Source organism: Candidatus Phytoplasma bonamiae, from assembly GCF_030586845.1.
GTDB lineage: Bacteria > Bacillota_I > Bacilli_A > Acholeplasmatales > Acholeplasmataceae > Phytoplasma > Phytoplasma bonamiae.
In genome coordinates, this window is the sequence record NZ_JAOSIQ010000001.1 from 19,224 (window position 1) to 32,002 (window position 12,779).

Annotated in this window: 10 protein-coding genes; 1 reads left to right on the plus strand and 9 read right to left on the minus strand. The window is 25.3% G+C overall.

Going from position 1 to position 12,779, the window contains the following annotated elements; all coding sequences use genetic code 11:
• Positions 1-18 precede the first annotated feature (18 nt).
• The 9 genes from OC701_RS00070 to OC701_RS00110 all read right to left on the minus strand — a co-directional run bounded on the left by OC701_RS00070 (position 19) and on the right by OC701_RS00110 (position 9,436).
• Entirely contained in the window at positions 19-663 is a 645-nt protein-coding gene (locus OC701_RS00070) for a lambda-exonuclease family protein (protein ID WP_304514080.1), read from the minus strand.
• Between the two features lie 73 nt (positions 664-736).
• On the minus strand, positions 737-1,510 hold the full coding sequence (locus OC701_RS00075) for a TatD family hydrolase (RefSeq protein WP_304514081.1): 774 nt from the start codon (positions 1,508-1,510) through the stop codon (positions 737-739).
• 475 nt (positions 1,511-1,985) lie between these two features.
• On the minus strand, positions 1,986-3,371 hold the full coding sequence (gene lpdA, locus OC701_RS00080; RefSeq protein ID WP_304514082.1) for a dihydrolipoyl dehydrogenase: 1,386 nt from the start codon (positions 3,369-3,371) through the stop codon (positions 1,986-1,988).
• Positions 3,372-3,620: 249 nt separating this feature from the next.
• Positions 3,621-4,385, minus strand: coding sequence for a dihydrolipoamide acetyltransferase family protein (locus OC701_RS00085; RefSeq protein ID WP_304514083.1), 765 nt, complete (start codon positions 4,383-4,385; stop codon positions 3,621-3,623).
• A gap of 69 nt (positions 4,386-4,454) precedes the next feature.
• On the minus strand, positions 4,455-4,721 hold the full coding sequence (locus OC701_RS00090; RefSeq protein ID WP_304514084.1) for a biotin/lipoyl-containing protein: 267 nt from the start codon (positions 4,719-4,721) through the stop codon (positions 4,455-4,457).
• Between the two features lie 109 nt (positions 4,722-4,830).
• The gene (locus tag OC701_RS00095) at positions 4,831-5,817 is read right to left on the minus strand and encodes an alpha-ketoacid dehydrogenase subunit beta (protein WP_304514085.1); all 987 of its coding nucleotides are present in this window, start codon (positions 5,815-5,817) and stop codon (positions 4,831-4,833) included.
• Positions 5,818-5,821: 4 nt separating this feature from the next.
• On the minus strand, positions 5,822-6,880 hold the full coding sequence (gene pdhA / locus OC701_RS00100) for a pyruvate dehydrogenase (acetyl-transferring) E1 component subunit alpha (RefSeq protein ID WP_304514106.1): 1,059 nt from the start codon (positions 6,878-6,880) through the stop codon (positions 5,822-5,824).
• Between the two features lie 155 nt (positions 6,881-7,035).
• Positions 7,036-8,373: a pyruvate kinase gene (gene pyk, locus OC701_RS00105; RefSeq protein ID WP_304514086.1), complete on the minus strand. Its 1,338-nt coding sequence runs from the start codon at positions 8,371-8,373 to the stop codon at positions 7,036-7,038.
• A gap of 280 nt (positions 8,374-8,653) precedes the next feature.
• The gene (locus OC701_RS00110; RefSeq protein WP_304514087.1) at positions 8,654-9,436 is read right to left on the minus strand and encodes a YitT family protein; all 783 of its coding nucleotides are present in this window, start codon (positions 9,434-9,436) and stop codon (positions 8,654-8,656) included.
• Positions 9,437-11,082: 1,646 nt separating this feature from the next.
• On the opposite strand from OC701_RS00110, the gene OC701_RS00115 reads away from it, so the two are divergent.
• The gene (locus OC701_RS00115) at positions 11,083-12,756 is read left to right on the plus strand and encodes a DEAD/DEAH box helicase (protein ID WP_304514088.1); all 1,674 of its coding nucleotides are present in this window, start codon (positions 11,083-11,085) and stop codon (positions 12,754-12,756) included.
• Positions 12,757-12,779 lie beyond the last annotated feature (23 nt).

Below are 12,779 nucleotides of genomic sequence, written 5' to 3' on the forward strand. Positions count from 1 at the left end.
AATTATATTTTTAATTTTTTATAATTTAATCCAGTCTTGCAGTTGCTTTAAATTACCTAATTGTTGTAAAATTTGCTTAGCTTCAGTAAATAATTTATAAAAATTAAAACATTTAGCATACATCTTATCAATAAATTCTAAATCTCTATACACTTCCTTAACTTTAGAATGTTGATAAGTATAATATACTAAAAAAAAAGCTTTATCAGCATTAGAACAATAAAGTTGAGCTTGAATTTGCGCATAATAAAATTTTGGTATTTTATCATTCAAAAAAAAATCTTTCCAAGAAGAAGTATCGCAAGAAATAGGACATTTAATTTCTAAAATACTTCGAGAATCGGAATTCCAACCATCTAAAGAAGCAGACATAAATTGTTTTACAAAAACAGCAGGAACAAAATCCATTCGACAAACAGAATTAAAAAAAAATCTAGCTTCAGGTTCTAAACGACGTCCACGACGCATAGCTTCATTCACTTCTATTTTTTCTTGAAATAATTTTCTTTTAAACAATAACTTAACACTTTCAAAAGGATTTAAACCCATTATAGAAGCTACTTCTGAAGCATTAATATAATTATTTCTATGTTCATGCCAAGAGATAGAATCTTGTTTAATATCTACTAATTTACTTGAATCATCTAACATATAAAAACTCATTATCCTTTCCTTTATAAACTAAAATAATTAAAATTTATTAAATTTTTACCCCATTAAATTATAATTTATCAATTTATCCAATTAAAAAAAGATTTTTAGCATTCTTAGTGGTTTGTTGAACAACATCAGATAAACTTATTTGTCTCAAAGCAGCAATCTTTTCTGCAATAATACTTAAATAAGCAGGTTCGTTTCGTTTGGTTTTTTCCAAAGGAAAAGGCGTTAAAAAAGGAGAATCGGTTTCTAATAATATTTTATCTAAAGGCATTTTACGAGCTACTTCGTGAGTCACCAAAGCATTATTATAGGTAACAATACCACCAATACCTATATAAAATCCCAATTCAATAGCCTTTTGAGCCTCTTCTAGACTATTCACCAAACAATGAAAAACTCCTTTAATTTTATTTTGATAAGGCAATAAAATTTGATAAACTTCTTCAAAAGCTTCTCGAGCATGTAAAATAACAGGTAAATTATATTTAAGAGCTAAATCCAATTGAATTTGAAAATTTTTTTTTTGAATATGTAAAGAAGTTTTATCTCTGTATAAATCGATACCGATTTCTCCTACTGCTACAACTTGTGGCAATCTTAAATATTGTTGAATTGTCATAGGATCTTCATTTTGCCAATAACACGGATGTATACCAACTGCAATTTTAATACATTCATATTCTAAAGCTAAATGAAAAGCTTTTGCATTAGTTTGAGCATTTAATCCTGGCACAATAAAATATTTAATACCATTATCATTCGCTTTAGCAATAACTTCATTTAAATCTTTTTCGTAATCATTTATATTTAAATGTGTATGTGTATCAATTAATAACATATGTTTAATCAAAAAAACTCCTATTTTCTTTTTTAAATTTACAAAATTAAAAAAACCGAATAAAAAAATTTTAATAAATACAAAATATATATTAATTTATTTTTTAATGTATTTATATTAATAGATTATTTGTATTTTGATCTCAGAATTTTTCTTCCTGATAGCTATTAAAACAGACCACCATCCCAACATGAACAAACAAGTTTAAAAAACATCCGAATTACTATAATAAATTATCAATAAACCATAAATTTACAATCTGCAATTACTAACTAAAAGAAGAAGAAGAGGATTATAATCTTTTAACCCTCCCTTTTGTCGCAAATATTCTATATATGGACATATAAAAAAATATTTAATTCATATACAAATTTTCTAACATCCGAATTAAAATCATTTATCCTCTTTATCAAACCAAAAAATTATTAAAATAATTATGAAAATTATTTAAATTATTGATATATTTACCAAAATTATATAAATTTCATTATAAATGAATAGGCTTATCAATGGCTCCTAAAAAAGTTTCTAAATTTAGTTCTGATAAAGTTGGGTGAGGATGAATTATTTCCATAGCGTTATATGCTGTACCATTAAATGCCATTAAAGCACCAGTCTCAGTAATTAATTCTGTAGCATTATAAGCATAAATATGCATACCTAAAATTTGAAGTGTATTTTTATCGACAATTAATTTGGCAAAACCTTCTAAATCGCCATCAGCATGAGCTTTTCCTATAGCTTGAACAGGCATTTTAGATATTTTATAATTTAAATTGCGTTCTTTAGCTTGTTTTTCTGTACAACCGATAGAGGCTATTTCAGGAAAACTATAAATACATGAAGGAACATGTTCATAATTAATAGGCTGAATTTTATCTTTTAAATTTAAAGCATGATGTGTAGCTATGATACCTTCATGACTTGCAACATGAGCTAACATATATTTACCATTAACATCTCCGATAGCATATACATCGGGTGTAGAAGTTTGTAAAAAATTATCAGTCAAAATGCCATTTCTATCCATAGTTAAATTTAATTTCTCTAAACCTATTAAATTAGGTTTTGTTCCAACAGCCATCAAAATAATATCTGCTTTGCCTTGGTATACTTTTTGTTGATATTCATAATAAACAGTATTTTTATCAATTTTAATTACATTAGCTTCTGTCATAACCTGAACATTCGCATTTTGAAGATTTTTAGTATAAACACTTATAACATCATTATCCATTGTGTTGATAATAGATTTTTGTTTTTCTAAAATAATTACTTCAGAACCGAATTTATTAAAAATAGTAGCAAATTCAACACCTATTATTCCGCCACCTATAATAATTATTTTCTTAGGAAAATTTTCTAATTGTACTAACTCTTTACTGGTGTATAAATATTTATTTACATAAGATTCTTGAGCTCCTGGTATAGGAGGTATAAAAGCATGAGAACCAGTAGCTATAATAAGTTTTTTAGTTTGTAAAACTTGATCATTAACAACAACTCGATAAGCAGTTAACACTTCTGCTGAACCAAAATAAAAATCAATTAATTTATTTTTTTTCAAAAGAGAAGTTATTCCGTTAGTCAAAGTTTTCACAATTTTATCTTTACGTTGTAATATAGATTTCCAATCAAAAGAAATATTTTCTATATTGTTCAATCCAAATTTACTAGCATTTTTGCATAAATCCCAAACTTTAGCGCTTTTTAAAAAAGCTTTCGTAGGTATACAACCGTAATTTAAACAAATACCGCCTACTTTATGTTTCTCAATTAAAGCCACTTTAGCACCTAACTGAGCAGCTTTTATAGCTGAAACATAACCCCCTGGTCCGCCACCTATAACTAAAATATCATATATCTGCTGCATATCATTAAAAAACCTGCTTTACAATTAAAATATTTTTTTTGGTTTAAATAAATTAATAAATTAGTAAATTTATTTATGACTATTAATTTTGAATTGCCAGAAAATTAAAAATTAAAAGATGTATAAATTTTATTATTTTCAAAAAATTATTTATTTTATAATTCGTAAAATCCAACTTTAAATTATAAATTAATTATGAATCGAAACAATTTTTTTAAAAATTAATAAATTGAATACATTCATTTCTTATTATTCAATTAAAATTGACGGATTATTAAACAAATCTTTAAAAGAACTTAAAAATCTAGAAGCTAAACCACCATCTATAACACGATGATCAAAACTCAAAGATAAAGGCAACATATAAGCTTTTCCAATATTGCCATCTTCTAAAATAACGGGTTTTAATTTCATTAAACCCATACCTAAAATAGCTACTTGAGGAAAATAAATAATAGGTGTACCATAAGAAACTCCAAAAGTCCCCCAATTACTTAAAGTAAAAGTGCCATCTTTAATATCTTCATAAACTAATTTTTTATTACGAGTACGTTGAGATAAATCTTGAATCGATTCCGCAATTTTCCAAATATCTAAAGTATCAGCATTTTTAATATTAGGCACAATCAAACCATCATTAGTATCTACAGCTATACCTAAATTAATATACTTTTTAATTATAATTTCCTCCTTTTGAGCATCAAAAGCAGAATTAAAAATAGGGAACTCTCTTAATAATTTAACTAAAGCTTTTGCAACAAAAGCTAAATAAGTGAGTTTTATAGTTGATGTTGAATTTTGAGATTTTAAATCTTTTCTCAAATCCACCACATTATTCATATTAAAATCTTCCATTAAAGTAACATCCGGAATAGTAGATTTAGCAATAGACATTTGATTTGCTATAGTTTTACGTAACCGAGAAATTTTGTGAATTTCGAGTTTGTCACTATCCTGAATTCCGATTTCGTAATTATCTTTAAATTTTTTATTTTTTTGATCTAAATCTGACATATACTTGTTATCCTTTTAATTTTAATATTATTATTATTTATTCTTGTCTATAAATATATAAATTTATATTTATTCTTCAACTTCTCTTTCTATAATTGCTAAAACTTGATTTAATTGTACTTCATCAGAAGGAGAACATTTTATTTCTATAATAACGCCATCCACAGGAGATAATAATGTGTCAGTTAATTTATCAGTTTCGACTTCAAACAATTTCTGACCTTCTTTAACTATATCTCCAACTTTACAAAGACATTTAATAATAGTTCCCCTATGTAAACCTTCACCTAAATCGTGAAATTTAAATTCATATTTTTGGATTTTTTTATGTTTCATAATAAATAAACCTGCTTCTTTTCCTAAATTTTTTTTAATATATATAAAAACTTGTAATTATATTACAATGCAATAAAATACTAATAAATATTAAATGTTAAAATTATTTTTATAATTTGTTAAACATCTTTTTAATATAATAAATAATTTTAGCAGGATTTAAAATTTGATGATATTCCCCTCTACCTAAAGGCGTTATAATATCGTGGCCAGTAATACGCATAGGAGCGGATTTTAGAGCATCAAAAGCATATTCATTTACTAAAGTAATTATTTCTCCTGCTGGTCCGTAAGTTTTAGTAGCTTCATGAGCTACTACTAACCTACCAGTTTTTTTCACAGATTGAATAATAGTTTCTTGATCTATAGGAGTAATGCTTCTTAAATCAATTAATTCAACAAAAATATTATCTTTTTTCAAAGATTCGATAGCAGTTTGAATCACAGGAATAGCAGATGACCATCCTACTACAGTAACATCAGAACCTTCTTGAACAACTCGAGCTTTACCAATTTCTATTTCATAAGGTTCTAAAGGCACTTCCTCTTTCGGACCACGATATAAAGTTTTTGGTTCCAAAAAAATCACAGGATCATTGCATTTTATAGCAGACAACAATAACCCTTTGGCATCAATAGGATTAGAAGGGACTACTACATGCAATCCTGGAAAAGAAGCTAACATACCTTCAATAGATTCCGAATGATGTTCTAAAGCTTTAATATTACCTTGTATTGTAGTCCGAACTACCATTGGAACTGTTAATTTGCCGCGAGTACGATTACGTAATCTAACAGCATGACAAAATAAATCTTGTAAAGCTGGAAAAATAAAACCTTCAAATTGTATTTCCGCTATAGGACGGAAACCTGCTAAAGCTAATCCGATACCACTACCTACAATACTAGATTCTGAAATAGGAGTATTAAAAATTTTTGATTTCCCATGTTTACCATATAAATCCTTAAGAACTCTAAAAACACCACCTAAATCTTCAACATCTTCTCCAAACAAAATTACTTTTGGAATATTTTCTAATGCATAATCTAAAGTATGCTTAATAGCATCTAACATATTCATGTTTTCAAAAGCCATAATTTTATTGCCCTTTTTCTGTTGATTTTAAAAATAATTCATAATCATGCAACTGATTTTTTAATTGAGGAGTCATAGTTTCATAAGTATGCTCGAAAACCTCTTTTGGTTCTACTACATCACCATAAGTTAAAATACGTTTATGAGCTTGTTTTATCTTCTTAATAGCATCCTCTTTAATATTTGTAATCAAATTATCTGTTAAAATATTTTTCTCCATTAAATATTTCTGAAATCTCGAGATAGGCTCTTTTTTACGCCATTCCTCTTCTTCGCTCGCAGAACGATACGCAGAGGGATCATCGTTGGTAGTATGCCCTAATAAACGATATGTATAAAATTCTATTAAAGAAGGGCCATTACCATTTCTAGCAGATTCAATAAAATATTTTGAAGCCGCATAAGTAGCTAAGATATCATTACCATCAACCATTATACCAGGTATACCAAAAGCAATAGCTTTTTGAGCTAAACTTTCGGCGTGACAAGCTACTTTTCTAGGTGTAGAAATAGCATATTGATTATTTTGGATAGCTACTACCAAAGGAACTTGAAAAACCGCTGCATAATTTAAACCTGCTGCGAATTCTTCGCTTGCGGTACCGCCATCTCCAATAGTTGCTACCGTAACATCCTTTTTATTATCTAATTTACTAGCTAAAGCTAATCCAGCGCCTATATTTATAGAACTACCAATAATAATATTAATAGGTAAAATGCGTTTTTGAGAATCTATAGCTGAACCTCTTTCATTACCATACCAATAAAGCAAAATATTTTCTACAGAAACACCACGATACAAAAATATTCCTAAATCTCTAAAATAAGGAGAAATCCAATCATTTTCCTTACAAGCTGCTGCAAGACCTATTTGACAAGCTTCATGACCTGAATTTAAAACATAAGAAAGCATTTGTCCTTGACGCTGGTATTGAAGAGCTAAATCATCTGTCTCTTTAGTAAACACCATAAACTCATACATTTTTAACAACTCTTCATTTGATAAATTAGGTTCAAATTCAGGATTAATTACAACACCTTGTTCATTTAAAATTTGAAACATAGGTTTTTGTTCTACAGTATATACAAAATCATCTATTTTTTTTGGCAAAATTATAACTCCTTTAATTTCTTTAAATAACGTAAATATTAATAATAAATTTTAAAAAGTCAAATCATCTAACTTAAGTTAATTCGTAAATCCTAACAAAATTAAAATTATTTAATAAAAATTTGAGATACATCAACTTCAATTAATTGATTGGTTTCTATTTGGAAATCAATCAATTTTTCTTTTAATTCATTATAATTTAAAATCGGTATGACACCAAAATGCAAAGATAACCAAAACGCTTCTTTAATATTTTCAACTACAGCTAATACTGGGAACGCAGAATGAAACTTAGAAATAATACAAGCATCTAAAAAATTATTTACTAAAATAGCTTTAGCGTTTGTAATATTGGCTAATTCAATTGCACCTAATAAAAATTTTTCTCTCCAAATTTTAGGTTCATAATAATTCAAAAACACATCATAATCTAAAAATTTTTCGGCATTTTTATTAATTTTATGCATATATTGAACAGATTCTATAGGATAATTCCCTGAGGCACTTTCGCCGGATAGCATAGTAGCACTCGTCCCTTCTCGAACTGCATTAAAAACGTCTGAAATTTCAGCTTTAGTAGGGCGAGGATTTTTTTGCATAGATTCTAACATTTGAGTAGCTACAATTACCAATTTGCCCTTTTGAAGACATTTATCAATAATTTCGCTTTGATATAAAGGGACCAAAGTGCCATCAATTTCAATACCCAAATCGCCTCTAGCAACCATAATACCATCTGCAATAGATAAAATTTCATCTATATTATCTAAACCTTCTTGATTTTCTATTTTAGCAATAACTTTCAAATTATCACATTCCTTCGATTTCAAAAAATCTTTAATATCTTTTATATCTTGAAAATTCCGAACAAAAGAAGCCGCAATATAATCATAATTTTGTTCAATAGCAAATAAAATATCTTGTTTATCCTTTTCCGATAAAAAAGGGATCTTTAATTTTACGCCAGGAACATTAACTCCTCTTCGTGATTTCAATAAATGACTATTTTGGGCTTTGGCGATTAATTCTTTTTTTATATCATCTTTTTCAATAACTTGTAAAGATAAATAACCATCATCAATATTAATAAAATCACCTAAACATAATTCATTATAAAAATTCGGATAAGTTACAGAAAAAATTTCATTATTGCCCACAACTTCTTTAGAAGAAATCCTCACTAAAGAATCTTTATTTATCAAAACATCACCATCAAAATTATGAGTTCTAATTTCAGGACCTTTAGTATCTAACATTAATGCTACATATTTATTTAATTCTTGATTAATATTTCTAATCATAGAAATTATTTTTTTACTCACATCATAATCAGCATGAGAAAAATTAAATCTAGCAACATTTAAACCATTCAAAATCATTTTTTTTAAAATTATTTCAGAATAACATGAAGGTCCTAAAGTACAAATAATCTTTGTTTTATTCATAAATAATCATATCTCACTTCATTTCTTTTCGATTTATTTTAAAAATTACTTAAAAATTGAAAAATATTTTATTAAAAATCTTGAACAAAATTATGTTTCAAAACCGATCGTCACTACAGAATTCAATAAAAAATTAAAATTACTACTATATTATAAATCTTTTTTTATTATTTGCAAATCTATCCCAGTAATATATTCTAAAATAAATTAAATATTTTTCAACAAATTTATCTCTAACAAAAATATGCAAAATAAGAGATCTTTATATATGATTACTTTATTATTTAAATAAAGAAATTAAATTAACAACAAATATTAGAATTAAAAAAGAAAAAAAATATTTTATAATAATAAAATTTCTCATATATTTGTGACGCAATAAATCTATAATAAAAGAAATGAATATAATAATTCCATCTACAAAAAACAAAATATAACATAAATGAAAATTAAATTTTTGATTTAATAATAAAAACATAATATCGGTTCCACCAGTAGAAGAACCACTAGAAAAAATTAAACCACAACCAATTCCTATACAAAAACTTATAATTAAAGAAACAACTAAAAGTTTTAAGAAATTATTTTTTTTAATAAAAACTGGTAATAAATTAATAAAAAAACTCTTATCAACAGAACGTTTAGACAAAAACTTAATAGACCAAGTAAAAATTAAATTAAACAAGATAGTAGTTATTAAAAAAAAACAAGTATTAGGTAACCAAAAACCACAAAACAACATAATAATTAAACGAGAAATAATAATGCCTAAAGGAGTGCTAAAAAAATAATTTTGCTTTTTTTCGACACGATTATAAAAAAAAATTTTGTCTAAAAAAAGCAAATTACTTTCTAATCCTCCTACTATAAATTCTTCGGCTAAAATAAAAAAATAAACACTAAAAATTAATAATAATAAACCTAATATAATTTTCGAAATCAGAAGTAAATGAAGTAAAAAAATATTATTAAAACTTAATTTATAAAAAAAAGATGAAAATAACATAATTAAACTCAAAATTAATAAAATAAAAATTGACATAAACTTACTATTTTTTTTCATTTAAAAATATTCCAGACCTACCTTTCTTTTATATAATTTAATATTATTTTTTTGATAAACTTATCAACATTAAAATTAAAAATAATAAATAAACAATAAATAAATTATAAAAGTGACTAATATTTAAAAATATTAGTCACTCAAGTGCATAATAAATTAAAATAAATCGACGTAATGCTATATATTTTATTATTTAACATATAAAATTAAAATTATCAAAAGAATAACCAGTAATGATAATAAAATATAAACTTATTATCATTTTCAATAACGAGATCTATCATTCAGTGATATATCACGAATATACCATCTAAACCAGACAAACAAATTACCTATTATCCAGATTGTCAAAATAATTTGTCCTGTTTACAGAAATAACTTTATGTCACCGCTATTTAATTGTATATTTTTATCATCCTTGATCGCTTAAATTCTTTAATATCGTATATTTATTGATAATTTTTCTAACGAAGGTCGTTTTTACATAACACGATAGCTTGTCCTCCTCTCCCTGCATCAATTTTCATACTATGTACATCTTTTATATAATAAAATAATAGTGGTATATATATCCTAAAGTTAATCAGAATTAATATTTTTGTGGCATTCATCTAACAGTTAAATTATTATTATGTTTTTGAGGAAATGAAATTTAATCATCACATCCGTCCGAAACTCTCTTTGGTGTTTCTTATTCTTTTCATCTTTTCTCAACAACAGATAATTTCAGTTCTCATTTTGATTCTTATCTTTTTAAATTCGAAATATTAAATATCTTGAAAGGAATCTTTTTACCTGTAATCTTGAAAATACTAAAACGATTGAAGTTGATAATAACCGTTATTATTGATGGTATTTCTCGATCTTCATCCGATACCATTCGATAGTCTATCTTTTAAAATTTTTAATCCGTTCCACTGAATTTATTAGTAGCAATTTGATTTGAATATTTAATAGATATTTATCATGTTATTTAAATCCCACTTCTAAACTCTTTTGGTAAGACTTTCATTATTTAAAGAACGATTTTAAGTAATCTTTAATCTTGACAAAAACTTAGTTGCTTGATTTCATCATCGAATAAACCATAAATTACTGACTTCTTTCGCCCTATCAAGGTCGTTAACCTTGTTCCAGAAAGGAAGATTAACTTGATCATTCCAGATCCAGTTTTACTCCTCCGACTACTAAGAAGTCACTTTCTCCTTGGGCTATATAATGACTTTAATCTCATTATTCAAACAAAAATAATAGTTATTTGTATTGATAATAAAAAAAATATATTCATTTTAATACTACTTTTTATCGTAACTTAAAAAAGAGAAAAATGCAAATTTAAGACATACAAAATACAAAAAAATATTCAATTTTTTTATAAAAAAATTCTTTTCATAAAATGTTTTAATTAATATATTTTATAGGATAATAATTGTTAAAATATTTATATATTTATAATTTTCGTATATTCCATGGTTAATTAGTGAATCATATCTTAAATAATTAGTTATCTAACATAAGATATAGTATATTTATTTAATTCAAAATAATAAATCTAATTATAATTAGTATAAACAACAAATGCATCATGTTAATAGTTCAATAGGAATATGTAACATTTAACATAAAATAAAAAGGAATTATTTTTTATGTTACTTAATAAAATACAAAAACAACTTACTGACAAAATTATTAAAGTTTTTGAGAATCAAAAAACTACTTTACTGGTAGCTCCGACAGGTTCAGGAAAAACAATTATGTTTTCTTACATTCTAAGTCATTTTTTTCAAATAAAATCGATTAATAAAGCTTGTGTATTGGTGCATAGAGAAGAATTAATGCAACAAAATAAAAATGCCTTTGAAAATATTAATCCTAATATAACCACATGTTGTTTTAACTCAAAAATTAAAAAATGGGATGCTCAAGTAATTTTTGCTATGGTACAAACTTTAGTCAAAAATCTTCAAAAAAACCCTAATATAGATATGTTGATCATCGACGAAGCACATCACTCTGTAGCTAATACTTACAAAATCATTATAGATCATTTTCTCCAATTTAATCCTAAATGTAAAATTCTTGGTGTTACAGCTACTCCGATAAGAGGTGATAGAAAAAAATTAAAAGAAATTTTTCCAGAAATTACAGCCCAAATTACAGTACAAGAATTAATTCAAGCTGGTTATTTAGTTAAACCGGAAGTTTTTATTAGAGATGTCGGTATTCAAAAAAAAATATATAATTTATATCAAAAAAATCAAGAATATGATTTAAATAAGGTAGCAAATATTATAAATACAACCGCTATTAATTCAGAAGTGATTACTCACTGGAAAAAATACGCCCAAAATCGTCAAACTGTAATTTTTTGCGCAAACATCAAACATGCTCATGATGTAACAGAAACATTTAAAAAAGCCGGAATTAAATCTCAATTAATTACAGGCAATTATACAAGCGAAAAAAGAAATATAATATTAAAAAATTTTGATAAAACCAAATTTCAAGTTATCGTTAATGTTAACATCTTAACAGAGGGATGGGATTGTCAAATCGTTTCGTGTGTAGTATTATTAAGACCAAGTTCTTTTAAATCTACAATTGTACAAATGATCGGTCGCGGTTTAAGACCTATAACAAATCATATACAATATCCTCATATTATTAAAAAAGATTGTATTATACTAGATTTTGGAACGTCTATCCAAAATAATCCTAAATTATTTGAATATTTATCTCTAAAAAATCCGAAAAATAAAAAAAATTTAAATAATGTAAATAATAAAAATTTTACAGATATATCGGAAAATTCAAAAGAATCCAAAGAAATACAATTCACTAAAGATATTAAAATGAAAAAATATGATATATTAAAAAATTCGAATTTTGAATGGTATGATTTAACTAATCATAAAAAGCATTATATAGCAGGATTTCATGCTTGGGCTTATATAACTCATTATAAAGACATTTATATAGCTATTGGTGGTAAAAAAGAACCCAAAACAGCTAAATGTTTATTTAAAGGAAATGAAGATAATTGTTTTGCTATCGCTAATGATTGGTTAAATTTACACGAAACAGATAAATCAGCTTATAAAACTCAATATTGGAATCAACATCTTTATACATCTAAACAACGCGAGTATTTATTTCGTTTATTAAAATTAAGACAAAAAAATAAAAAAATTAACTTTTCTATTTTATTTGATAAACAAAAAATGAAAAATATGAACAAGTATCAAATGTCTAAAATAATAACTTTTCTAATAAAATATAATGAAATCAAAAAAATAATACTAAAAATAATAAAACCTTAATAATAATTAGTATGATTAAAAAA